Below are 22,516 nucleotides of genomic sequence, written 5' to 3'. Positions count from 1 at the left end.
AACGACCGGCCCCGCATGCAGCAGGGCCGGTCATGCACCGTGCTTACTGGCCTTCGCCCGGCAGTTCCACCGACCAGATCGCATCGGCGCCCTTGCCGTAGACCACCAGCGAGAACTCGGCGCGGCGGTACACCACCTGGCGCGATGCGTTGGCCGGAATCACCAGACGCTGCGAGGGCAGCGAGGTCTTGGCCGGCGACTTGCCGGCCGGCAGGGTCCAGAACACGTTGTCCAGCGTGCCGACGATCAACTTCACCTGGCCGGTCAGGTCATTCACCTGGAAATAGGTGATGCCATCGCGCTGGAACCCATAGACCTGCCAGGCCGGATCCTGGCTCAGGTTCAGTGCGGCGGGCAGCGCTTCGCCCAGACCACTCTTGGCCAGCTGGATACCATTGCCGTCGCTGGGGCAGCAGGCGGCTGCAGCAATCATCGGCGTGGACAGCAGCGCAGCCGCTGCAATTGCGATACGCATACGGGAAAAACGCACGGGCAACCCCCTTGTGGATTGAATGTTGATGGGCGGCCAGGCACTGCCGCGTTCGCCTGGCACAACCGGTGTGCATCGGCGCGGGCACCGGCGGTGCCCAGGAACTCCGAGGGCCCCCGGCCAGGACGGTCGGGTAGCGGCACCGAGCATACCGGTCCGGGGCCAGCGCAGCCATGTGCCGCCCCCCGCTGCCACCGGCCACCCTGGGCTAAAGTTTCGGCTGCAACGGCCGCTACCCCGGCCAAGCCCTCCCACGTGAGCCACCGCACCATGCCCGTCCTGCCGCAGGTCGTTGTCGATGGCGACCTGGCCGATCCCCTGCCGCAGCGGATCCTGCTGGTGGAAAATTCACGTGCGTTCACCGGCATGCTGCGCGAGGCGATCGAACAGCGCCTGGAGTTGCCTGTGGTGGTGGCATCCACCCTGGCCGAAGCCGGCCGCCTACTGAGCGAGGAAGACGGCTGGTTCCTGGTGCTGACCGGACTGGTGCTGGCCGATGGTGACCGCGATGCGGTGGTCGAGTTCTTCCTGAAGCGCGATCTGCCGACCGTGGTGGTCAGCGGCGTGTATGACGAAGATCTGCGCAAGCGCGTATTGCAGCAGCAGATCATCGACTATGTGCTGAAGAACACCCCGGGCAGCATCGATTACCTGGTATGGCTGGTACAGCGGCTGGAACGCAACCGGCGCATCGCCGCGCTGGTAGTGGACGATTCGCCGTCCGCACGTGGCTATGCGGCCGCGCTGCTGCGCATGTACGGCCATGAAGTGTACGAAGCGGCCGACGGCAGCGAAGGTCTGGCGGCCATCGAGGCCCATCCGGCCATCCGCCTGGCGGTGGTGGACCAGGAAATGCCGGGCATGCAGGGCGTGGAATTCACCCGCCGCCTGCGCACCCTGCGCTCGCGCGACAAGGTGGCGGTGATCGGCATTTCCGGCAACACCGACGCCTCGTTGATTCCGCGCTTCCTGAAGAACGGCGCCAACGATTTCCTGCGCAAGCCATTCTCGCGCGAAGAATTCTTCTGCCGCGTCTCGCAGAACGTGGACCAGCTGGAACTGATCGGTACCCTGCAGGATCTGGCCACCCGCGATTTCCTCACCGGCCTGCCCAACCGCCGCTGTTTCCTGGAACAGAGCCAGCGCCAGCTGCCGCAGCTGCAGCTGCATGGCCAGAGCGTGGCGGTGGCGATGATCGACATCGACCACTTCAAGCACATCAACGATACCTACGGCCACGAAGCCGGCGACGATGCCCTGCGCGCCGTCGCCCGCGCGGTGGGCGACCATGCGCGCAGCCAGGACCTGATCGCGCGCTTCGGCGGCGAGGAATTCTGCCTGCTGGTGCCGGACATGGGGCAGGACGAAGCGCTGCAGTACTTCGAAGACCTGCGCCAGCGCATCGCCGCGCTGGAGGTGGACATCGGCACGGCCACCCTGCGCATGACGGTCAGCATTGGCCTGTGCTGCCTGCAGCCGCAGCGCGATTCGCTGCACCGGCTGATTTCCGAAGCGGATCGGCAGTTGTACCTGGCCAAGGCCGGCGGCCGCAACCGGGTCAGCAGCACCACCGTGGCCGCGCCACAGCGCGCGCGTGAGCCTGCTTTATCCTGACACGCATGCTTTGATCCAGATCAACGCCGCCTGCTGGGCGCGCGCCTACAGTCGCACCCGACATCAGCATGAAGGGGGCGCAAGGATGGCACTACTGCTCTGGCAGGACGATCTGAACACGGGCATCGATGTGATCGACCAGCAGCATCGGCGCATCGTGGAAATGCTCAACCACCTGCACGTGGCACAGTCCAGCCTGCAGCGCGTGGCGGTGGCCGAGGTGATCGACGAGGTGGTGGACTACACCATGTCCCACTTCGCGTTCGAAGAGGAGTTGATGGAGGAAGCGGGCTATCCGTTCTGCGCGGCGCACAAGCGCGTGCATGAAATCTTCATCAAGCGCGTGGCCGAGTACCGGTTGCGTTTCCAGGCCGGCGAGGATGTCAGCGACGAGCTGCGCACCATGCTGTCGCGCTGGTTGTTCAACCACATCCGTGGCGACGACCAGGCCTATGCCGAGCAGGTGAAGGCGCACTTGAACCAGTTCACCCGCGAGCATCAGAGCGGCGGCTGGCTGGGCCGCACGCTCAAGCGCATCTTCGGCTGAAGGCCATCAACGGCCGCGCCGGTGCAGCGCCACCAGCGCGCACAGCGTGGCCACCGCGGTCAGGCACAGGTAGTAGCCGACAGCCACCAGGCCGAAGCGTTCGGCCAGCCAGGTGGCCAAGTACGGCGCCGGTGCGGCACCGAGGATGCCGGCCAGGTTGAACGACAGCGAGGCGCCGGTATAGCGCACCTCCACCGGGTAGATTTCGGCCAGGAAGGTGCCGCAGGGGCCGTAGGTCAGGCCCATCAGGAACAGGCCCAGGCACAGGAAGACCAGCACCAGCCACGGGCTGTTGGCCTGGAACAGCGGCGCGAAGAGTACGCCGAAGCCGAGGATCAGTACGCTGGCGATGATCATCGTGCGCCGCGTGCCCCAACGGTCGCCGTAGCGTGCCGACAAGGGAATGCCAACGGCGAAGAACAGCATCGCCACCATCTGCATCAGCAGGAACTGCTCGCGGCTGTAGCCCAGCACCGCGGTGCCATGGCCCAGGCTGAACACCGTCATCAGGTAGAACAGCACGAAGGTGGCAAAGGCGCCCAGCGTGCCCAGCAGCATGGGCAGCGCGTGGTGGCGCAGCACCGTCCACATCGGCAGGCGCACCGGCGCCTTGCGGTCCAGCGCTTTCTGGAAATCCGGTGTTTCGTGGATGTTCAAGCGCACCCACAGGCCGAGGGTGACCAGCAGCGCACTGGCCACGAACGGAATGCGCCAGCCCCACTGCAGGAAATCCTGCTGGCTGAGCCAGCGGCCGAGCAGCAGGAAGATGCCGGCCGACAACAGGAAGCCCAAGGGTGCCCCCAGCTGCGGGAACATGCCGTACCAGGCGCGCTTGCCCGGCGGTGCGTTTTCGGTAGCCAGCAGCACCGCCCCGCCCCATTCGCCGCCCAGCCCCAGCCCTTGCCCGAAACGGCACAGGGCTAGTAGCGCCGGCGCCCACAGGCCGATCTGCGCATGGGTCGGCAGCAGGCCGATCGCGACAGTGGACAGACCCATGGTGAGCAGGGCCGCCACCAGCGTGGCCTTGCGACCGATGCGGTCACCGAAGTGGCCGAACACCGCCGAGCCCACCGGCCGCGCGATGAAGGCCACCGCGAAAGTCGCCAGGGATTGCAGCAGGGCCGCCTGGTCGCTGCTTTCCGGGAAAAACAGGTGCGGGAACACCAGCACCGCCGCGGTGGCGTAGATGTAGAAGTCGAAGAATTCGATGGTGGTGCCGATCAGGCTGGCCAGCAGCACACGACGGGGCGAATTCACGGGGGCAGCGGCAGCGGAGAGCGTGGACATCGGCGAGGCGTGGAAGGTGGATCGACCGATTCTGCCACGCGCGGACGGCCTGACGGGACGATGGTTTCAGCCGACACCAAGACAACGGAATTTTTCTGACCGCGCGTTACGCTGCGCCACCGGTTACTGCATGGATGCGCTGCCGATGGCCCCTGTTGTGGTGTTGCGCTGGTCCGATTCGCCACTGCTGCCGCGCGGCGTGGCCTGCCTGCTGGTGGTGCTGCTGCATGCGCTGCTGGGTGCCTGGCTGTGGCACAGCGGCCGCATCGACCCGCCGCCTGCCGATGAAGCACGCATCAATCTGCGCTGGCTGCCAGCGGCGCCGGCATTGCCACCGCCCGTGCCGCTGCGCGCTGAACCTGTTGCGGCATCCACGGCACGGCCTGCCATGCAGCAGCGTCCGCCCTCCGCAGCGCCGCGCGTTGTCGCCATGGAGCGCGACGAGGCGCCAACGACGGCACCGCTGTCGCTGGGCCTGCCAGCCGGCGGCATCGAGGGAGGTGATGGCATCACTGCCGCCGGGGTAGCCCCCAGGCTGCTGGGTCGCCGCGAAGTACACGCGGCATTCGCCCCGCGCCGGAACTACTTCCACATGCGCCCGCAGATGTCGCCCGAGCAGATCGTGCAGGGCGTGGCGCAACTGCTGGGGCTGTGGCCGCCGGGCTACATGATCGATCCATGCGAACTGGGGAAGCAGGACATGGCCTATTTCCAGGGCGCGGTGAAGGACGTGGACCGGCAGGCACTGCGTGACGCCGTGGCCGTGGTCAGCGCACGTTGCCGGTAGCGTCGAGCCTGCTCGACGGCCCGGCCGTTGTAGAGTCGAGCTTGCTCGACTGCCGTTCGCGAAGAGCAGTCGAGCAAGCTCGACTCTACAGAAAGCGAAGAGCAGTCGAGCAAGCTCGACTCTACAACTGGATCCAGGTGGCCTTGATCTCGCTGTACTTGTCGAAGGCCTGCAGCGATTTGTCGCGGCCATTACCCGACTGCTTGTAGCCGCCAAACGGCGCGGTCATGTCTCCGCCATCCCAGCCGTTCACCCACACGCTGCCCGCGCGCAACTGGCGGGCCACGCGGTGGGCGCGGCCCAGATCGCGCGTCCACAGTCCGGCGGCCAATCCATAGCGACTGTCATTGGCCAGGCGAACGGCCTCGGCTTCGCCGTCGAAACCCAACACTGCCAGCACCGGCCCGAACACTTCTTCGCGGGCCAGCGCCTGTTCCGGCCGCACCTGGTCGAACACGGTGGGCTGCACGTAGCATCCGCCCGCCTCGACCTGCGCGCGTTGCCCACCCAGCAGCAGGCGCGCACCGTCGGCCTCGCCGCGGGCGATATCGGCCAGCACTTTTTCCACGTGCGCCGCATCCACCAGCGCGCCCATCGGCGCGTCCGCTTCCAGCGGGTGCCGCGGCTGCATGTGCCGCGCGTACGCCAGCACCTGGTGCACGAAATCATCACGGATCGAGCGCTCCACCAACAGGCGCGAGCCCGCCGTGCAGACCTCACCCTGATTGAAAAAGATGCCCTGCGCCACGCCCTTGGCCGCAGCATCCAGATCCGGTGCATCGGCAAAGACCAGGTGCGGGCTCTTGCCACCGCACTCCAGCCAGACCCGCTTCAGATTGGAACGACCGGCGTACTGCAGCAGCCGGGCGCCGGTGGCGGTGGAACCGGTGAAGGCCAGCACGTCCACGTCCATGTGCAGGGCCAGCGGTTCGCCCACGCGTTCGCCATGGCCCGGCAGCACGTTCAGCACACCGTCCGGCAGCCCGGCTTCGGCGGCCAGCGCGGCCAGCCGCAGCGCGCTCAACGGTGAGCGCTCGGACGGCTTCAGCACCACCGAATTGCCCATCGCCAGTGCCGGCGCGATCTTCCAGCAGGCCATCAGCAGTGGGAAATTCCACGGCACGATGGCGCCCACCACGCCGGCAGGCTCGCGACTGACCAGGCCCAGTTCGTGCGGCCCGGTGGGCGCTATCCCGCCGTACAGCTTGTCCACCGCCTCGGCCGTCCAGCCCAGGCAGCGCACCACGCCGGGCAGGTCGATGCGCCGCGCATCGCGCACCGGCTTGCCCATGTCCAACGTTTCCAGCAGCGCCAGTTCGTCGGCATGGTGTTCCACCAGCGCGGCAAGCGCCTGCAGCACGCGCTTGCGATGGGACGGGCTGGCCTGCGACCAGTGGCCCGCATCGAACGCGCGGCGCGCGGCCAGTACCGCACGGTCCACGTCGTGTGCATCGCAGTCGGCCACCTGCCCCAGCACGCGCCCATCGATGGGACTGATGCAGTCGAAGCGGGCGCCGCTGGCTGCGTCCACGTAGCGGCCATCGATGAAGGCCTGCGATGGCAGGGCCAGTTGGCCGGCCAGTGCCTGCCAATGGCTGCGGTCGGGGAAGTCGGCCATGTCCGGTTCCGGGTGGAGAACTGCCCCGGTTATACCGCCACGCCCGCATTCCGCCCGTGAGCGGGCATCGCGCCCACCGGCTGCGCTACAGTCAGCGCAACGGACCCGACGGAGGCGGCATGAAGAATCCCGCGATCGACCCGCACGCGCTGGCGACCCAGCGCCCCGAATCGCTCGATGCGTACTGGATGCCGTTCACCGCCAACCGCCAATACAAGGGTGCGCCACGCATGCTGGTGCGCGCCGCCGGCATGCACTACGAAGATGTGGATGGGCGCAGCATCCTCGATGGCACGGCCGGCCTGTGGTGCTGCAATGCCGGCCACGCCCGTCCCGGCATCATCAAGGCCATCGCCGACCAGGCCGCCACGCTGGACTACGCGCCCGGTTTCCAGATGGGTTCGCCGCCGGCCTTCGCCCTGGCCCAGCGCCTGGCCGCACTGGCCCCGGCCAGCCTGAACCATGTGTTCCTGACCAGTTCCGGCTCGGAAGCGGTGGATACCGCGATGAAGATCGTGCTGGCCCACCATCGCCTGCGCGGCGAAGGCCAGCGCACCCGCTTCATCAGCCGCGAAAAGGGCTACCACGGGGTGGGTTTCGGCGGCATGGCGCTGGGCGGACTGCCCAACAACCGCAAACAGTTCGGCCTGCAACTGGGCGGCGTGGACTACCTGCGGCACACCCTGGACCTGGAGCGCAACGCCTTCAGCAAGGGCCTGCCGCGGCAGGGTGCCGAACTGGCCGATGACCTGGAACGGCTGGTCGCACTGCACGACCCGTCCACCATTGCCGCGGTGTTCGTCGAGCCGGTGGCCGGCTCGGCCGGGGTGATCCTGCCGGCCCCCGGCTACCTGCAGCGGCTGCGCGAGATCTGCGACCAGCACGGCATCCTGCTGGTGTTCGACGAAGTGATCACCGGCTTTGGGCGGGTCGGCATGCCCTTCGCGGCACAGCGCTTCGGGGTCACCCCGGACCTGCTGACCTTCGCCAAGGGCGCCAGCAACGGCGCCGTGCCGCTGGGCGGGGTGCTGGTCAGCGACGCGGTGCATGCCAGCTTCATGCAGGGCCCGGCGCAGGCCATCGAACTGTTCCATGGCTATACGTATTCGGGCCACCCGCTGGCCTGCGCCGCGGCCCTGGCCACACTGGACATCTACGCCGAAGAGCGGCTGTTCGAGCGCGCCATCGAGCTGGGCGAGTACTGGCAGGAACGCCTGCATGCGCTGCAGGGCCTGCCCAACGTGATCGACATCCGCAACTTCGGGCTGGTTGGCGCGGTGGAACTGGCGCCGCGCCGCGATGCTCCCGGCAGCCGCGGCTACGAGGTGTTCCGGCGCTGCTTCCACGATGGCCGGCTGCTGGTGCGCTGCACCGGCGACATCATCGCGCTGTCACCGCCGCTGATCGTGGACAAGCCACAGATCGACCAGATCACCACCATCCTGGGCGAGATGATCCGGGCCACCGCCTGAGCCGGGGCCGGACCGGGCGAGCGGGTACAATGGTCGGTTCCGCTCCTGCCTGTTGCCGTGCCTATGGATATCGTCGTCAAAGAAGAATTGAAGGCCTACATCGACCCGCTGACCGCCGACGAGCATGACGCGCTGGAGCGCAGCATCCTGGCCGAAGGCTGCCGCGATGCGCTGGTGCTGTGGGGCGATGTGCTGGTGGACGGCCACAACCGCTTTGGCATCTGCCAGAAACACGGCCTGCCGTTCAACACCGTGCAGAACACCCGCTTCCAGACCATGGAAGACGTACACCTGTGGATGATCGAGCAGCACCTGGGCCGCCGCAGCGTGTCCGACTTCCAGCGCGGTGTGCTGGCCTTGCGCAAGCGTGACATCCTGTCCGCACGCAAGCAGGTGGAACAGGCGCAGCTGCAGCGCGAAAGCGATGGCACGGCCGACCCGGCCGACGACGCGGGCGAAGACAGCCCGCCGTGGGAACCGGCACCGAAGGTCAGCCGCGCCGAACTGGCCCGCGAAGCCAAGCTGAGCACCAGCCAGGTGGGCATGATCGAGCGCATCCACGCCCAGGCCGCGGCTGAAGTGGTAGAGGCAGTGAAGGCCGGGGTGATTTCGATCAGCGCGGCCGCCGCCGTGGCCGACCTGCCGGAAGAAGAGCAGCGCGCGGCTGCGGCCGGTGGCAAGGACGAACTGAAGCAGGCCGCCAAGCGCGTGCGCGAATCCAAGCGCAAGCCGCGCGCGCCGAAGCCCGAACCGGCCGAGATGGATTTCGAAGAGCCCAGCGACGAAGAGGTGGCCAGCCGCGATGCCGAGGTGCTGTCGGCGCTGGAGCAGTTGGGCGAAGACGCGCCGACACTGCGCCGCCGGGTGGTGGCGCTGACCCGCGAGAACGACACCCTGCGCGCGCAGCTGGCCGCACTGCGAAAGCAGCTCGAAGCCCTGTGATCGGCTGGCGCTGGGCCCTGCCCGGCGCCACCGTTGCGTTGGCGTCATCCGGTGCCGGTTAGACTGCGGCCATGACCTCTGCCATCGATCCGCGTCGCGCCCAGCTGCGGCGCCTGAAAGCCCTGGCCCTGGGCCTGCTGCTGCTGATGCTGGCCGGTTTCGCGGTCAGCCACTGGCAGGGTGAACGGGGCATCTGGGCCTGGGTGTCGGCCTTCTGCGAAGCCGCCGCGGTGGGCGCACTTGCAGACTGGTTCGCGGTGGTCGCGCTGTTCCGGCGGCCGATGGGGCTGCCCATTCCGCATACCGCCATCATTCCGCGCAGCAAGGAACGCATCGGCGACAGCCTGGCCCTGTTCGTGCGCGACCAGTTCCTGGAACCGGGCGTGCTGCTGGCCCGCCTGCAGGTGTTCGACCCGGCCAGCCGCTTGGGCAGTTGGCTGGCCGAACCCGAACGCGCGCGCATGCTGGCCGACATGGCCCGTGGCTGGGCCCTGCAGGCGCTGGATTTCTTCGATGAAGGCGCGGTGCGCCGGCAGCTGCATGGCTTCGTGGTGCAGCAGCTGCGGCAGTGGAACGCGGCGGCCACTGCCGGCGAACTGCTGGCCCTGCTGACCGCCGATGGCCGCCACCAGCGCGTGCTGGACGAAGGCCTGCAACGATTGGGCCGCTGGCTGGAACAGCCGGAAGTAAAAGAACGCGCCTCGCAGCTGATCGTGCGCTACATCCAACGCGAGTGGCCCACGCTGTCCAGCACGGTGAACTGGGTGAAGCCGATCGACGAGATCGGCGACAGCCTGGCCGAGCGCTTGGCGCGGGCGGTGCTGGAGGAACTGCAGCAGGTACTGGCCGAGCCGCAGCATCCGCTGCGCCAGGATTACGAAACCTGGCTGCAGAACTACGTACAGCGCCTGCGCGATGATCCGGCGCTGGCCGAGCGCATCGAACAGCTGAAGCAGGAAATGATCGACCACCCTGCCCTGCAGGAGTACGTGCAGGGCCTGTGGTCGCGCATCCACGCCACGCTGCGCGCCGACCTGCAGCGCGACGATTCGGCGCTGGTGGGGCATCTGCAGCGCAGCCTGGCGTCGCTGGGGCAGACGCTGCAGGCCGACCCGGCCCTGCGCGATGCGCTGAACCAGCATCTGCTGGAAGGTGCGCAGCGCCTGACCGGGCGCCTGCGCGAAGGGGTGACCAGCCACATCGCGCAGACGGTGAAGGGCTGGGACGAGCGCCACCTGGTGGAACAGCTGGAACTGAGCGTGGGCCGCGACCTGCAGTTCATCCGTTTCAACGGCACCCTGGTGGGCGGGCTGATCGGGTTGTTGCTGCATGCCGCGACGGTGGTATTCCGGTTCTGAGGGAGGGCGACAGGGCTGCGCCCTGTACCCCTGTAGAGTCGAGCCATGCTCGACTGAAGCAACGTCAAAAGCTGGCATTCCGTGGGATGGCGGGGTGGGTCCGGTTGCGGGGGACGCTGCAAGTCCCCCTCCGGGGCCCGGCCCAGCCGCTGGCGGCTGTGCGTTCGGGCGCTTGCGAAGCAGTGCTTCGCAAGCAAAGCGCCCTCACCCATGTAAGCTCGGTAGCCGCATCCATGCGGCTCACGCCCCCGCAACCGGACCCACCCCGCCTTCGACAGTTTCCCGCGATCTGTCCGAACGGCACGGGGTCGGATCCCGTTGCGCAGCAACGGGCTCTGACCCCAGCTGTGGTGGATGGCGCAGGCGTATTGCGCGACGGGGGTCACACTCCGTATGCTCCCGCGCCATGTGGGCCAGGGTGGCCCACGGGGGGATCCATGCAAAGGATGTTGGTTCTGCTGCCGCTGCTGCTGGCGGCTGGTGACGCATGCGCGCAGCGCGTGTACAAGTGCAACGACGGTGGCCGCACCATCTACCAGAGCACGCCCTGCCCGGCCGGGCAGGATACCGGGGTGACCCGACCGATCGTGCGTGACCCGAAACTGAGCTGGCAGGAGGCCGAGCGCGTGGACCGCGAGCTGCGCGTTGCGCGGCGCGAACTGCAGGCCAATGCCGGCCGTGGTGCCGCGCCGGTGACCGGCACGGTAATCGAGGCGGCCAGCAATGCCGAAGCCTGCGACAAGGCCCGCACGCGCCGCGAGCTGGCCGAGTGGTTCGGCTCGCGCACGCCCGCGCGCCAGCTCAACGACGACGTCACCCGCAGCTGCGCTTCACGCTGAAGCGCGGCCACGCCGCGGCGCGCGCATACACACTTGATTAACGAAATGCGAATGCCTATCATTTACTGATCGGTTGTACGCTCAGCCACCCGGCGCCCCCACCGCGCTTCCGCCCGTGTACATCCCCGGCTCCTCGTGCGCCGACGGCCCTGGCCGTCAGCGCGTGGCGATGGGAGATGCCTCGGATCGCGCGATTACGCGCGGGCGCCCGCACGCATGGATTCCATCGCTGATGTTTTTCTCCTGCATGGAATCGCACCGTATGTCCCGACCGAACGTTCCCGTTGTTTCCCCATTGGCGCTGGCGCTGGCCATGCTGTTCTGCGCGCCGCTGGCCCACGCCGATGTGCCGGCCGACGCTGATGCACGCACGCTGGACACGGTGAAGGTGACCGCCGACGGCGAAATCCAGAACAGCTACACGGTGAAGAACACGCGCAGCGCGACAAAGCTGGACCTGTCGCTGCGCGAGACGCCGCAGTCGGTCACGGTCATCACCCGCCAGCGCCTGGACGACATGGGGCTGTTCTCGCTGTCCGATGTGATGGGCCAGGTGACCGGCGTCACCGTGTCGGTCACCGACAGCGAGCGCATCAACTATGTCTCGCGCGGCTACACCATCGAGAACTTCCAGATCGATGGCATGCTCAACACCTTCGGTGGCTCGATCAAGACCAACACCGACAACGTGATCTACGAGCGCATCGAAGTGATCCGCGGCGCCACCGGCCTGACCACCGGCGCCGGCGATCCGTCGGGCACCATCAGCATGGTGCGCAAGCGCCCGACCGACACCGTACAGATGGGCGCCAACCTGATCCTGGGCCGCTGGGGCAACCAGCGCATGGAAGTCGACCTGGGCGGCCCGATCGCCTGGGACGGCCGCATCCGTGCGCGCGTGGTCGCCGCCAAGCAGCAGAGCGATTCGTTCCGCGATGTCTACAAGCTCGACAAGGACGTGTTCTACGGCATCGTGCAGGCCGACCTGAGCGACAGCACGCTGTTCGAACTGGGCTACGAATACCAGTCGCCGCGCACCACCGGCGTGACCTGGGGCGTGGTGCCGTACTGGGGCGCCGATGGCAACCCGGCCAACCTGCCGCGCTCGACCAACCTGTCGGCGTCCTGGAGCAGCTGGCCGATGGTGGAAAAGACCACCTTCGCCCGCCTGCAACAGCAGCTGGGCAATGGCTGGTCGCTGAAGGGCAACGTGACCCATGCCGTGCGCGATACCGACGGCAGCGTCTGGTACGGCGCGGCCGGCAATCCGCGCCCGGACGGCACCGGCGTGACCGCCTATGTCTCGCACTTCAACGAACACAGCACCATGGACGTGTTCGACCTGAATGTCGGCGGCCCGTTCCAGCTGTTCGGGCGCGAGCATGAACTGGTGTTCGGCCTGGGCCAGGCGGTGCGCAAGGGCGAATCGGAGGCGACCTCGTTCGATACCAGCGCGCCGGGCTACATGCAGGTTGCCGACTGGCGCCACTGGACCGGCGACGTGCCGGTGCTGCCGGTCACCCGCTACGGCCGCCTGGCCTCGGAAAACGAGCTGCGCCAGCGCGCCGCGTACGTGGCCGCGCGCCTGCGCCTGGCCGACCCGCTGCTGGCCGTGGTCGGCGCCCGCTACGGCAGCTGGGAAACGCGCCAGTGGGCCTACGGCTACGATGCCAATGGCAACCGCAACCGCACCACCCGCACCGGCTACAAGCCCGATGACACCCTGACCCCGTACGCCGGCCTGGTCTACGACTTCAACGACATCTTCAGCGGCTATGTCAGCTACACCGACATCTTCAAGCCGCAGAACTACCGCGACCGCAACGGCAACTACCTGGAGCCGGTGGTCGGCGACATGTACGAAGCCGGCGTGAAGGCTGAGTTCTTCGGCGGCCTGCTCAATGCTTCGGCAGCGGTGTTTGAAGGCAAGCAGGACAACGTGGCCGAGATCGATGATTCGGTGCCGCTGAACTCGCTGCCCGATGGTGGCCAGGCCTACCGCTCCACCGGCCAGGGCAACAAGGTGAAGGGCTGGGAAATCGAAACCCAGGGCAGCATCGGCGAGCAGTGGAACGTGTCGGCCGGCTTCGCCCATACCAAGATCCGCAACGCCGCCGGCGTGCTGCAGCGGACCACCACCCCGCAGGACACCTTCCGCCTCAACGCCAGCTGGCGCCCCGGCGGTGCCGACAGCCGCTTCTGGCTGGGCGGCGGCGTGACCTGGCAGAGCAGCATCTGGAACAACAGCACCAAGCCGGTCGCCACCGGTGGCACGCAGAGCGAACGCATCACCCAGGACGCGTTCTATCTGCTGAACCTGGGCGGTGGCTACCGCTTCAACGAGAACTTCAGTGCGCAGGTGAACGTCAACAACCTGCTGGACAAGAAGTATTACAACAACGTCGGTTTCTACAACGGCGTGTACTGGGGCGAACCGCGCAACGTCACCATGACCCTGCGCTGGAAGCTCTGATGACCGGATGGATGGTGCCGGTTCTGCGACCGGCACCCGGCCAGGGATGGCCCCCCCGGGGGGGGGGGGGGGGGGGGGGGGGGGGGGGGGGGCTCCCCGGGGGGGGGGGGGGCGCCGGGCCCCCCCCCCCCCCCCCGGCCAGGGATGGCCCCCCCGGCGCACTTCGGTGCGCCGGCCTTCTTTCAACCAACCTGCAGGATTGCCGTGGATCGCTCGCCCGCTATTGCCAGCTCCCGCCTCAGCACCTTCTTCGCCAGCTCACGCTGGGGAGTGCTGTCCCGTTCGCTGGCCGCCATCTTCGGCGGCTACGCGCTGGCGTCGGTCACCAGTGTGTTCTGCGTGGTCGTCCTGCCCGGCGCGCGCGGGCAGACCGTGCTGACCGGCATGATGCTGGGCATCCTGATGGCCGCCTGCGCCGCGCTGTGGGCATTTGCCACGCGCAGTGCGCTGCGCGCCTGGGTCGGCATCCTGCTGCCCATCCTGCTGATGGCCGCGATCGCGCGCCTGCTGGGGGCCTGGGCATGAAGAACGGATTCCGCCAATCGATGGCCTGGCTGCACACCTGGACCGGCCTGCTGGTGGGCTGGCTGCTGCTGCTGATCTTCATGGCCGGCACCGCCAGCTACTACCGCGAAGAAATAAGCCGCTGGATGCGCCCGGAACTGCCCAGCGCGCGGGTCAGCACCGACGTGGCCGCGCAGCGCGCCGTCGACTTCCTGCAGGCCAACGCCGGCAATGCCGAGATGTGGTACGTGACGCTGCCGCAGCCGCGCAACCCGGCCATGAGCACCTTCTGGCGCGTGCCTGCCGACCAGGCCGACCCGGCCAAGGGCCGTCGCGGCGCGTTCGGCGATGCCACCCTGGACCCGAACACCGGCAACGAACTGAAGGCACGCCAAACCCGCGGCGGTGACTTCTTCTACCGCCTGCATTTCGACCTGCACTACATTCCGGTGTCCTGGGCGCGCTACCTGGTCGGCTTCTGCGCCATGTTCATGCTGGTGGCGATCATCACCGGGGTGATCACCCACAAGAAGATCTTCAAGGACTTCTTCACCTTCCGCAAGGACAAGGGCCTGCGCTCATGGCTGGATTTCCACAACGTGAGCGCGGTGATGGCGCTGCCGTACCACGCCATGATCACCTACACCGGCATCGTCACGTTGATGATCATGTACCTGCCGTGGGGGGTGAAGGTGGCCTACCCGCAGGATGAGGACAAGTTCTTCGCCGAAGCGTTCGGTGGCATGGCCGAGGTGAGCGAGCCGGCCCAGGGCAAGGCCGCACCGGTGGCCATCGCACGCCTGCTCGACAGCGCCCGCGCGCACTGGCACGGCGTGGAGGTGGCCGGCTTCACCATTTCCAACCCCGGTGCGGGCAATGCGGTGATCGACATCCGCCAGCGTGATGGCAAGCGCTTGTCCATCGACACCCCGTCGCTGCGCTACGACATGGTCAACGGCACGCTGCTGCAGGAAAGCCCGCCTTCCGGGGGTGCCACGGCTACCCGCGGCGTGCTGTACGGCCTGCACCTGGCGCGCTTTGCCGATTGGGGCCTGCGCGCCCTGTTCTTCCTGTCCGGCCTGACCGGCTGCCTGATGGTGGCCAGCGGCGTGGTGCTGTGGGCAGTGAAGGAACGGCCCAAGCATGCCAAGAGTGGCCGCATCGGCTTCGGCCTGCGCCTGGTGGATGCGCTGAACATCGGCGCGGTGGCTGGCCTGCCGATCGCCTTCGCTGCGTATTTCTGGGGCAACCGCTTGCTGCCGCTGGACCTGGCCGAACGCTCCAGCGCCGAAGCCAACGTGTTCTTCTACGCGTGGGGTGCGGCACTGCTGGCGGCCTTCATCTGGCCCAAGCGGATGATGTGGGCCTGGCAGCTGTACCTGGGTGCGGCCCTGTTCGCGCTGGTGCCGGTGGTCAATGCCCTGACTACCCACGCGCACCTGGGCGTGACCCTGCGCAGCGGTGACTGGGTGCTGGCCGGGTTCGATCTGTCGATGCTTGCGTTTGGCGCGATGCTGGCGATGTGCGGCTGGCGCATGCAGCGCTGGACGCCGCCGTTGAGCGCGGCCGAGAAAAAGAAGCGCGCGGCAGCGGCTGCGGCGACCAAGGCGCCGGTTGCGCCGGCCGAAGTGGAGGCCGGCGCATGATGCTGCTGGCCCTGACCCTGTCCTTCGCTGCGTTCACCGCGCTGTCGCTGGCGATGGAAAAACACCAGCAGGACCTGCATGGGAAGGCTGCGGCGGCCCCGGCACGGCGCACGCAATGGCGCGTGCTGGGCTGGGCGCTGCTGGTGGTGGCGTTCGTGCTGTGCGTGGTCGACCACGGCTGGGCCATGGGCCCGGTGCTGTGGCTGGGTGCGCTGACCCTGGCCGGCGTGCCGCTGGCCTTCGGACTGTACCCGTATCGCCCGCAGTGGATCGCACCGCTGGCCATCGCCCTGCCGCTGCTGGGCCTGCTGGTGGCGTTGCTGTAACCGCGCCCCAGGGTCGGATCCCCCGCGCGCAGCGCGGGGGCTCTGACCCCATAGACGGCGCCATCCACGCATGGCGTGGATCTACTGGCCACAAGGGTCCCTGCAAGGCGCAGTCGAGCCAGGCTCGACTCTACAGAAGCCGGTTCCGATGGGCTCCGCGATCATCCTGGGGTCGGATCCCGTGCGCGCAGCGCAGGGGCTCCGACCCCAAGCGGGGGCTCATCCCACCCGCTTCAGTTCCCACGCACGGTGGATGCGCGCATTGCGCTCGAAGTCCGGACCGATCGTGCGCGCGGTGATCTCGCGGCACTGGGCGAATTCGGCGATGGCGTTCTCTTCCAGCTTGAAGCGGCGGAAGTTGTTGGAGAAATACAGCACGCCGCCCGGCGCCAGCCGCGTCACGGCCGCACGCAGCAGCTTCAACTGCTCGCGCTGCACGTCGAAGTCATCGGCGCGGGCCGAGTTGGAGAACGTCGGCGGGTCACAGAAGATTACGTCGTACTGGCCACGATCGCCTTCCAGCCAGGCCATGGCATCGGCCTGCACCAGCAGGTGCTGGTTGCCGCCCTGCCCGTTCAGCGCCAGGTTGTCGTAGCACCACTGCAGGTAGGTGGCCGACAGGTCCACGCTGGTGGTGCTGGCCGCACCGGCCACGGCGGCCTGTACGCTGGCCACGCCGGTGTAGCAGAACAGGTTGAGGAAGCGCTTGCCACGCACCTGCTCGGCCATCATGCGGCGCAGCGGGCGGTGGTCCAGGAACAGGCCGGTATCGAGGTAATCGAACAGGTTCACCTGCAGCAGCGCGTTGTTCTCGCGCACCACGATGAACTCATCGCGCTGCTCGAAACGCCCGTACTTGCTGCCGCCCTTGCCGCGCTCGCGCGACTTCATCGACACCTGTTCCGGCGGTACGCCGAACACCTCGCGCGCGGCGGCCAGCAGTTCGTTGCGGCGGCGGCGCACGTCGTTTTCCGGAATGGCCGCCGGTGCCGCGTATTCCTGCACATGCAGGAAGGTGCGGCGCTGGCCACCATCTTCTTCGTACACATCGATGGCCGCTGCATATTCCGGCAGGTCGGCATCGTAGGCGCGGAAGCAGGTGATGTCCTCGCGCGCGCGCCAGCTCTTGAACTTCTTCAGGTTCTTGCGCAGGCGGTTGGCCACCATCTGCGCGCCTTCGCTCAGCTCGCGCGGCTGCGCCGGGTCACGGCCCGGCACGGCAATCGGGTCGCAGACGATCAGCGCGCATTCCAGCGCACCGTTGAACATCTGGTACTTCTTGGACGCGCGCAGGCCGGTGGCGAAGGCCAGTTCATCGTTGCCACACAACAGGCTGGCGCGCCACTGCGGCACCGCCTTCTGCAGGGCGTTGCCCAGCGCGCGGTACAGGGCCGGGTCGGCGGCCAGGCGCTCGTCGTACGGCGGATTGCAGACCACCGCGCCGATCTCCTGTTCCGGCGCGGCCAGGTCGGCCACGTCGGCACGGGTGAAGCGGATCGCGTGGGCCACGCCGGCCACTTCGGCGTTCTCGCGCGCGGCCTGGATAGCTACCGGGTCGATGTCGCTGCCGTGGATGACCGGCTTCAAAGCGGCCAGGCCGGCCGCTTCGCGGTCACGTGCTTCGGTCTGGATGGCTTTCCAAGCCGCCTTGTCAAAGCCCAGCCAACGGCTCGGCGGCAGGCTGCCGTGGCGCATCAGGCCGGGGGCGACGTCGGCGGCCATCAGCGCACCTTCAATCAGCAGCGTGCCGCTGCCGCACATCGGGTCCAGCAGGCCACCACCTGCGGCATGCAGGCGCGGCCACTGCGCGCGCAGCAGCAGCGCGGCGGCCAGATTCTCCTTCAGCGGCGCCTCGTGGGCGGCACCGCGCCAGCCACGGCGGTGCAGCGGGCCGCCGCCCAGATCGATCGACAGCGACGCACGGCCCTTGCGCAGCGACAGGTTCACGCGCACATCGGGCAGATCGGTGTTCACCGACGGCCGTTCCAGGCCCTCATCGCGCATGCGGTCGACGATGGCGTCCTTGATCCGCTGCGCGGCAAAGCGCGCGTGGGTGATCTTGTCGCCGGACACGTGCGCGTCCACCGCCAGGGTCATCTCCGGCTTGATGTGCTCGTGCCACGGCAGGGCGCGCACGCCGTCATACAGGGCCTGCTCGTCCGGGCAGTCGAACTCGTCGATCGGCCACAGCACGCGGCTGGCCAGGCGCGACCACATCACGATGCGCAGGGCCTGCGCCAGCTCGCCTTCGGCGTTGACGCCGGCGATGGTGGCGGTGGCCTTGCCAAGGCCCAGGGCCGACAGTTCGTCGGCAAGCAGGTATTCCAGGCCCTTGGCGCAGGAGACGAAGAATTTCACGGGATCGGTTCGCAGGTGGACGGGCGCGGCGCGAGCGCCAGGCCTTTCGGAAGGGAGGGCCGCGGAAACGGCCAGCAGGCCCGCGCCGGGGGCGCCGGGGCTGCCATTGTAGTCAATGCGGGCGGGCGCGCCGTGCGCCCGGGCTTCACAGCTGCCGCAGCAGGCGCTCGAAGGCCTGTGCGGAGGCCTCCACGTGATGTTCCAGGCGGTGGCCATCGTCCACCAGCAGCAGCTGCGCCGAGCGCGCCTGCGCCCAGGCGATCACCCCGGCGGCCGGCACCACATCATCGTGCCAGGCCTGGACCACGCTGGTCGGCACGGCAGCGGCGTCCAGCGCCGGCATCGGACCCATGGTGGTGGGCGGCACCATCAGGAACAGGCCGGCCACCGGCACCTGCAGCGAGGCAATGGCGGAGATGTAGGCGCCCAGGCTTGAGCCGGCCAGCACCACCGGCCCCTGCGCGGCGGCCGCGGCGGCCCGTTCCACCAGGCGCTGCAGGCGGGTACGCACGTCGCCCACGCGGCTGACCTCGCTCATGGCGTCCAGGTCGGTGTAGTCGGGGCGCTCGTGGGTCCAGCCCAGGCGCTGGGCGACTTCGGCCAGCGCAGTGACCTTGGTCGCCTCCGGGCCGCTCTCGAAGCCGTGGGACAGGATGCAGTGGCCGCGGCTCATGCGCGCACGCCCGCGAGGCGGTTCGAGGTCGATCGGGAAGGCAGGTACATCGTGCAATGCTAGCATCGCCGCATGCCCAACCCGCTCCTGCCCGGCCTGCAGCTGCAGCCGCTGCCCTACCACGACCGCCTGCCCCTGCGTGACCCGGCCAGCCTGCGCATGGTGGTCATCCACTGCACCGAACTGCCGGACCTGACCATGGCCCGCGAGTACGGTGAGCGCGTGCTGTATGACAGTGGCGCCGGCAACAGCGGCCATTTCTACATCGATCGCGACGGCAGCGTGGTGCAGTACGTGGCGCCCGAACGCATCGCCCACCACGTGCGCGGCATGAACGTGGACACGGTGGGCATCGAACTGGTCAATACCGGGCGTTACCCGGACTGGTTCGACAGCCGCCACCAAGCGATGGACGAGCCGTATACCGAGGCGCAGCTGCAGGCGCTGGAGGCCCTGCTGCAGGCGCTGGTGGCACGCTATCCGTCGCTGCGGCAGATTGCCGGGCATGACCAGCTGGATCTGGAACAGGTACCGGCCAGCGATGATCCAACGCTGACGGTGGCGCGCAAGCGCGATCCCGGCCCGCTGTTCCCTTGGGCACGGGTGCTGGCCAAGGTGCCGCTGCAGGGGTTGGGGGAGTAGCTGGCAGGGCTGCGCCCTACCCCCTGTAGAGTCGAGCCATGCTCGACTGAAGCAACGTCAAAAGCCTGCTTTCCATGGAATGGCGAGGTGGGTCCACCTCGCCTTCGACAGTTCCCCGCGTGCTGTCGGAACGGCACGGGGGTCGAATCGATCGGAACGTACTCTTGTAGAGTCGAGCCATGCTCGACTGCGTTGCTGCGCTGGGGTCAGAGCCGTTTCCCGCCGGGAAACGGATCCGACCCCGCGGCGTTACGCGCCGGTGGCGACCGGGCGGCTGCTGTCGCTTACCCAGCCGCTCCACGAATCGGCGTAGAGGCGCGCGCCGTTCAGGCCGGCGCTTTCCATCGCCAGCAGCAGGTGGCAGGCGGTCACGCCCGAGCCGCACATCAGCACCACCCGCTGCGGGTCCTGGTTGCCGATCACGCTCTGCAGTTCGGCGCGCAGTTCCTGCGCATCGCGCAGGCGACCGTCGGCCACGTTCAAGGCGAAGGGGCGGTTGACCGCACCGGGCACATGCCCGGCCACCGGATCCAAGGGCTCCACTTCGCCGCGGAAGCGCTCGCCGGCACGGGCGTCCACCAGCCAGCCAGGGGCGTGCTTCAGGCGCGCGGCGATCTCATCAGCGCTGGCCACCTGGGTGCTGTCGAAGCGTCCCGGATAGGGCGGCTGGGCGGCGACTTCGCTGCGCCCGGTCACCACCGGCTGGCCGGCCGCCAGCCAGGCCGCCATGCCGCCGTCGAGCACGGCCACGCGGCTGTGCCCGATCAAGCGAAGCAGCCACCACAGGCGCGCGGCAGCCATGCTGCCATCGCTGCCGTCGTACACCACCACCTGGGTTTCGGGGGTGATGCCCCACTGCCCCAGCGTTGCGGCGAAGGCATCGCTGTCCGGCAGGGGGTGGCGGCCGTGGCCGCTGCGGCCCAGGTCGGACAGATCGTGGTTCAGATCGGCGTACACCGCACCGGGAATATGGCCGGCGGCGTACTGCCCTGCCCCGGCCTGCGGGTCGGCCAACGATGCACGTGCATCGACCACGCGCACGGCGGTGCTGGCAGTGGCGCGGGCATCGACCACGCGGATGGATTCGCCCAGTGCAGCGGCCAGGCGGGGCACATCGACCAGGGTGGTCCACGTCGTGTCGTTCGGCGTCATGTCACTTGCTCCAGGCGGCGGCGCAGGTTGTAGAGAATGGCGGCCGTGGCGCCCCAGATCCGATGCCCGGGCCAGCCGTATTCCAGCACGTGGCGCACGCGCCCACGATGGTTGATTTCGACCTGGTGCAGGTTGTCCGGCGCCATCAGGTAATCCAGCGGCACTTCGAATACTTCGGCCACTTCGCTGGGCTGTGCCACCGGCACGAAGTCCGGATCGATCACCGCCACCACCGGGGTGACCCGGTAACCGGTAATGGTGACGAACGGGTCCAGGTAGCCCAGCGCCTGCACCTGGGTGGGCGCCAGCGCGATCTCTTCCTGGCTTTCGCGCAGCGCAGCCGCCAGTGCGTCGCGGTCATCCGGTTCGGTGCGCCCGCCGGGAAAACCAACCTGGCCGCCATGCTGGCGCAGGGTTTCGGTGCGGCGGGTCAGGATGACCTGCGCGCCATTGGCACGCGGCACGATGCCGGCCAGCACGGCCGCCTCCACCGCCGGGCCCGGCGGCAGCAGATCGATCAGTTCGCTGCGGTTCCAGCCATCGCCCTGCGGCGGCTCGGCCAGCGGGTGCAGCGCGCGCAGCAGGCGTTCGTGGTCGGCCAGCGAGCCCCGCAGGGAGTGCTGCAGTTGTTCGCGCAGCGGCAGCAGCCGATGCAGCACGTGGTCGCGTTCGGCGTCGCTCATCGACGACCACCGCGCGATTTCATCGAGGGTCCGCCCGCAACCGGTACAGTGCCGGGCCAGGTCCAGCTTGCACACGCCGATGCAGGGGCTTGCGACAACACGCGACGTTTCTTCCATAGTTTGCACCCCTGCAACAGTAGCGCGAATGGCCATGTTTGGGGCGGCGTCGGCCACCGTGTGGCGCACAAATGAAAACGCGCCGGTGGAAGCCACCGGCGCGTTCGGTTCACTACTTCGATTTACTTGACGCTGACCAGCTTCACTTCGAACTGCACCGCCACGTTCGGCGGGAAGCCGGTACGCGGGTCGGCGCCGTACGCCTGGTCCGGCGGCAGGGTGATTTCCCACTTCGAGCCTGCCGGCATCTGCAGCAGGGTCTCGCGCATGGCCTTCATTTCGACTTCGCTGACCTTGATCGACGGAATCTGCTGAGCCGGACGCGCTTCGGTCGGACGCTGGCCGAACGGGTACGGACCGGCCACTTCCAGCTGCACGGTGCTGGCCTGGGTCGGCTTGGCGCCCTTGCCGGCTTCGATCACGCGGTACTGCACACCGCTCGGCAGCGACTGCACGCCCGCCTTGGCCTTGTTGGCCGCAACGAACTGGTCGCTCTTGGTCTTGTTTTCGGCAGCAGCCTTTTCGTACTCGGCCTTGGCAGCCTGGGCACGGCCCTGCTCGCGCTTCTGGAACGCTTCAACGGCCGGCTTCAGCTGGTCGGCGGTGATCGCCGGCTGCTTCTTGGCGTAGGCGTCCTGCAGACCCTTCACCACCGAGTTGATGTCCAGCTGCTCACCGCGGGCGGTCAGCTCTGCCAGGTTGTTGCCGTAGTCGTAACCGAAGTAGTAGCTCAGCTTGCCCTTTTCGGACGAAACGTCCTGGGCGAAGGCATTGCCCGTCAGGGCCAGGGCCGCGACGGCGACCGCGATAGAACGCAACTTCATCAAACAGTTCTCCAGGGGTGGTAACTCAGGGACGTTCTGCGCCGCCCTGAGGCGACGGGTTAGGATAGCGGCCATAAGGTGGAACCGCCACTGACCACGCAGGCTATGACCTGTCTGCGTTTCAAGAGTTCAATCTCACTTTTTTTTAACGTTTCAGGAGTCTT

The 22,516-nt window shown here is 68.0% G+C and carries 20 protein-coding genes; 12 read left to right on the top strand and 8 right to left on the bottom strand.

Translation table 11 applies throughout. The annotated features are described in order from the left end of the window. Positions 1 to 43: 43 nt before the first annotated feature. Positions 44 to 475 (bottom strand): hypothetical protein, encoded by a 432-nt coding sequence (locus tag IAE58_RS09090; RefSeq protein ID WP_108749131.1) that lies wholly within the window; start codon positions 473 to 475, stop codon positions 44 to 46. Between the two features lie 285 nt (positions 476 to 760). Here IAE58_RS09090 and IAE58_RS09085 point away from each other — a divergent pair, with 285 nt between their 5' ends. Beyond that, on the top strand, positions 761 to 2,104 hold the full coding sequence (locus tag IAE58_RS09085) for a diguanylate cyclase (RefSeq protein WP_199933956.1): 1,344 nt from the start codon (positions 761 to 763) through the stop codon (positions 2,102 to 2,104). Between the two features lie 85 nt (positions 2,105 to 2,189). Next, the gene (locus tag IAE58_RS09080; protein ID WP_108749130.1) at positions 2,190 to 2,651 is read left to right on the top strand and encodes a bacteriohemerythrin; all 462 of its coding nucleotides are present in this window, start codon (positions 2,190 to 2,192) and stop codon (positions 2,649 to 2,651) included. A gap of 6 nt (positions 2,652 to 2,657) precedes the next feature. Here the strand turns inward: IAE58_RS09080 and IAE58_RS09075 are convergent, their stop codons facing one another. After that, positions 2,658 to 3,938: an MFS transporter gene (locus tag IAE58_RS09075; protein WP_199933957.1), complete on the bottom strand. Its 1,281-nt coding sequence runs from the start codon at positions 3,936 to 3,938 to the stop codon at positions 2,658 to 2,660. Between the two features lie 145 nt (positions 3,939 to 4,083). Between IAE58_RS09075 and IAE58_RS09070 the strand changes: the two genes are divergently transcribed. Then, entirely contained in the window at positions 4,084 to 4,725 is a 642-nt protein-coding gene (locus IAE58_RS09070) for a hypothetical protein (RefSeq protein WP_233614948.1), read from the top strand. A 121-nt stretch (positions 4,726 to 4,846) separates the two neighbouring features. On the opposite strand, the gene IAE58_RS09065 is transcribed toward IAE58_RS09070, so the two are convergent. Further along, positions 4,847 to 6,343, bottom strand: coding sequence for an aldehyde dehydrogenase (locus IAE58_RS09065; RefSeq protein ID WP_199933959.1), 1,497 nt, complete (start codon positions 6,341 to 6,343; stop codon positions 4,847 to 4,849). A gap of 119 nt (positions 6,344 to 6,462) precedes the next feature. On the opposite strand from IAE58_RS09065, the gene IAE58_RS09060 reads away from it, so the two are divergent. The 8 genes from IAE58_RS09060 (at position 6,463) to IAE58_RS09025 (ending at position 15,903) form a co-directional block, all read left to right on the top strand. Continuing rightward, positions 6,463 to 7,815 (top strand): aspartate aminotransferase family protein, encoded by a 1,353-nt coding sequence (locus IAE58_RS09060; protein WP_199933960.1) that lies wholly within the window; start codon positions 6,463 to 6,465, stop codon positions 7,813 to 7,815. A 63-nt stretch (positions 7,816 to 7,878) separates the two neighbouring features. Then, positions 7,879 to 8,757, top strand: a complete 879-nt coding sequence (locus IAE58_RS09055) for a plasmid replication/partition related protein (RefSeq protein ID WP_199933961.1) — start codon at positions 7,879 to 7,881, stop codon at positions 8,755 to 8,757. 71 nt (positions 8,758 to 8,828) lie between these two features. After that, on the top strand, positions 8,829 to 10,115 hold the full coding sequence (locus tag IAE58_RS09050) for a DUF445 family protein (protein ID WP_199933962.1): 1,287 nt from the start codon (positions 8,829 to 8,831) through the stop codon (positions 10,113 to 10,115). A 446-nt stretch (positions 10,116 to 10,561) separates the two neighbouring features. Beyond that, positions 10,562 to 10,954, top strand: coding sequence for a DUF4124 domain-containing protein (locus IAE58_RS09045; RefSeq protein ID WP_199933963.1), 393 nt, complete (start codon positions 10,562 to 10,564; stop codon positions 10,952 to 10,954). Between the two features lie 262 nt (positions 10,955 to 11,216). After that, positions 11,217 to 13,427, top strand: coding sequence for a TonB-dependent siderophore receptor (locus IAE58_RS09040; RefSeq protein ID WP_199933964.1), 2,211 nt, complete (start codon positions 11,217 to 11,219; stop codon positions 13,425 to 13,427). Between the two features lie 204 nt (positions 13,428 to 13,631). Further along, complete coding sequence (locus IAE58_RS09035) at positions 13,632 to 13,952, top strand: DUF3649 domain-containing protein (protein ID WP_199933612.1); 321 nt, start codon at positions 13,632 to 13,634, stop codon at positions 13,950 to 13,952. Then, positions 13,949 to 15,577 carry a PepSY-associated TM helix domain-containing protein gene (locus IAE58_RS09030; protein WP_199933613.1) on the top strand — a complete coding sequence of 543 codons (1,629 nt, stop codon included), beginning with the start codon at positions 13,949 to 13,951 and terminating at the stop codon, positions 15,575 to 15,577. The genes IAE58_RS09035 and IAE58_RS09030 overlap by 4 nt, the downstream gene beginning before the upstream one ends. After that, positions 15,574 to 15,903: a DUF3325 domain-containing protein gene (locus IAE58_RS09025; RefSeq protein WP_199933614.1), complete on the top strand. Its 330-nt coding sequence runs from the start codon at positions 15,574 to 15,576 to the stop codon at positions 15,901 to 15,903. The genes IAE58_RS09030 and IAE58_RS09025 overlap by 4 nt, the downstream gene beginning before the upstream one ends. A 219-nt stretch (positions 15,904 to 16,122) precedes the next feature. On the opposite strand, the gene rlmKL is transcribed toward IAE58_RS09025, so the two are convergent. Further along, complete coding sequence (gene rlmKL, locus IAE58_RS09020) at positions 16,123 to 18,261, bottom strand: bifunctional 23S rRNA (guanine(2069)-N(7))-methyltransferase RlmK/23S rRNA (guanine(2445)-N(2))-methyltransferase RlmL (protein WP_199933615.1); 2,139 nt, start codon at positions 18,259 to 18,261, stop codon at positions 16,123 to 16,125. 145 nt (positions 18,262 to 18,406) lie between these two features. Next, positions 18,407 to 18,934 (bottom strand): hypothetical protein, encoded by a 528-nt coding sequence (locus IAE58_RS09015; protein ID WP_108763373.1) that lies wholly within the window; start codon positions 18,932 to 18,934, stop codon positions 18,407 to 18,409. A 72-nt stretch (positions 18,935 to 19,006) separates the two neighbouring features. Here IAE58_RS09015 and IAE58_RS09010 point away from each other — a divergent pair, with 72 nt between their 5' ends. Then, on the top strand, positions 19,007 to 19,576 hold the full coding sequence (locus IAE58_RS09010; protein WP_199933616.1) for an N-acetylmuramoyl-L-alanine amidase: 570 nt from the start codon (positions 19,007 to 19,009) through the stop codon (positions 19,574 to 19,576). A 249-nt stretch (positions 19,577 to 19,825) separates the two neighbouring features. Here IAE58_RS09010 and IAE58_RS09005 read toward each other — a convergent pair whose 3' ends face one another. From IAE58_RS09005 to IAE58_RS08995, 3 genes are all read right to left on the bottom strand, one after another. Continuing rightward, a complete protein-coding gene (locus tag IAE58_RS09005) occupies positions 19,826 to 20,728 on the bottom strand; it encodes a sulfurtransferase (protein WP_199933617.1) in 903 nt (300 codons plus the stop codon). Then, a complete protein-coding gene (locus IAE58_RS09000; RefSeq protein ID WP_108752640.1) occupies positions 20,725 to 21,528 on the bottom strand; it encodes a CoA pyrophosphatase in 804 nt (267 codons plus the stop codon). The genes IAE58_RS09005 and IAE58_RS09000 overlap by 4 nt, the downstream gene beginning before the upstream one ends. Positions 21,529 to 21,650: 122 nt before the next feature. After that, positions 21,651 to 22,352, bottom strand: coding sequence for an FKBP-type peptidyl-prolyl cis-trans isomerase N-terminal domain-containing protein (locus tag IAE58_RS08995; protein WP_108752639.1), 702 nt, complete (start codon positions 22,350 to 22,352; stop codon positions 21,651 to 21,653). Between the last annotated feature and the right edge of the window lie 164 nt (positions 22,353 to 22,516).

It is taken from the genome of Stenotrophomonas sp. S49 (assembly GCF_016624905.1).
Classification (GTDB): domain Bacteria; phylum Pseudomonadota; class Gammaproteobacteria; order Xanthomonadales; family Xanthomonadaceae; genus Stenotrophomonas.
Note: the sequence above shows the minus strand (reverse complement) of the source record. Positions and strands in the feature narration are given on the sequence as shown.

Coding starts and splice junctions, on each gene's coding strand:
- IAE58_RS09090 (WP_108749131.1), bottom strand. CDS start 475: ATGCGTATCGCAATTGCAGCGGCTGCGCTGCTGTCCACGCCGATGATT.
- IAE58_RS09085 (WP_199933956.1), top strand. CDS start 761: ATGCCCGTCCTGCCGCAGGTCGTTGTCGATGGCGACCTGGCCGATCCC.
- IAE58_RS09080 (WP_108749130.1), top strand. CDS start 2,190: ATGGCACTACTGCTCTGGCAGGACGATCTGAACACGGGCATCGATGTG.
- IAE58_RS09075 (WP_199933957.1), bottom strand. CDS start 3,938: ATGTCCACGCTCTCCGCTGCCGCTGCCCCCGTGAATTCGCCCCGTCGT.
- IAE58_RS09070 (WP_233614948.1), top strand. CDS start 4,084: ATGGCCCCTGTTGTGGTGTTGCGCTGGTCCGATTCGCCACTGCTGCCG.
- IAE58_RS09065 (WP_199933959.1), bottom strand. CDS start 6,343: ATGGCCGACTTCCCCGACCGCAGCCATTGGCAGGCACTGGCCGGCCAA.
- IAE58_RS09060 (WP_199933960.1), top strand. CDS start 6,463: ATGAAGAATCCCGCGATCGACCCGCACGCGCTGGCGACCCAGCGCCCC.
- IAE58_RS09055 (WP_199933961.1), top strand. CDS start 7,879: ATGGATATCGTCGTCAAAGAAGAATTGAAGGCCTACATCGACCCGCTG.
- IAE58_RS09050 (WP_199933962.1), top strand. CDS start 8,829: ATGACCTCTGCCATCGATCCGCGTCGCGCCCAGCTGCGGCGCCTGAAA.
- IAE58_RS09045 (WP_199933963.1), top strand. CDS start 10,562: ATGTTGGTTCTGCTGCCGCTGCTGCTGGCGGCTGGTGACGCATGCGCG.
- IAE58_RS09040 (WP_199933964.1), top strand. CDS start 11,217: ATGTCCCGACCGAACGTTCCCGTTGTTTCCCCATTGGCGCTGGCGCTG.
- IAE58_RS09030 (WP_199933613.1), top strand. CDS start 13,949: ATGAAGAACGGATTCCGCCAATCGATGGCCTGGCTGCACACCTGGACC.
- IAE58_RS09025 (WP_199933614.1), top strand. CDS start 15,574: ATGATGCTGCTGGCCCTGACCCTGTCCTTCGCTGCGTTCACCGCGCTG.
- IAE58_RS09015 (WP_108763373.1), bottom strand. CDS start 18,934: ATGAGCCGCGGCCACTGCATCCTGTCCCACGGCTTCGAGAGCGGCCCG.
- IAE58_RS09010 (WP_199933616.1), top strand. CDS start 19,007: ATGCCCAACCCGCTCCTGCCCGGCCTGCAGCTGCAGCCGCTGCCCTAC.
- IAE58_RS09005 (WP_199933617.1), bottom strand. CDS start 20,728: ATGACGCCGAACGACACGACGTGGACCACCCTGGTCGATGTGCCCCGC.
- IAE58_RS09000 (WP_108752640.1), bottom strand. CDS start 21,528: ATGGAAGAAACGTCGCGTGTTGTCGCAAGCCCCTGCATCGGCGTGTGC.
- IAE58_RS08995 (WP_108752639.1), bottom strand. CDS start 22,352: ATGAAGTTGCGTTCTATCGCGGTCGCCGTCGCGGCCCTGGCCCTGACG.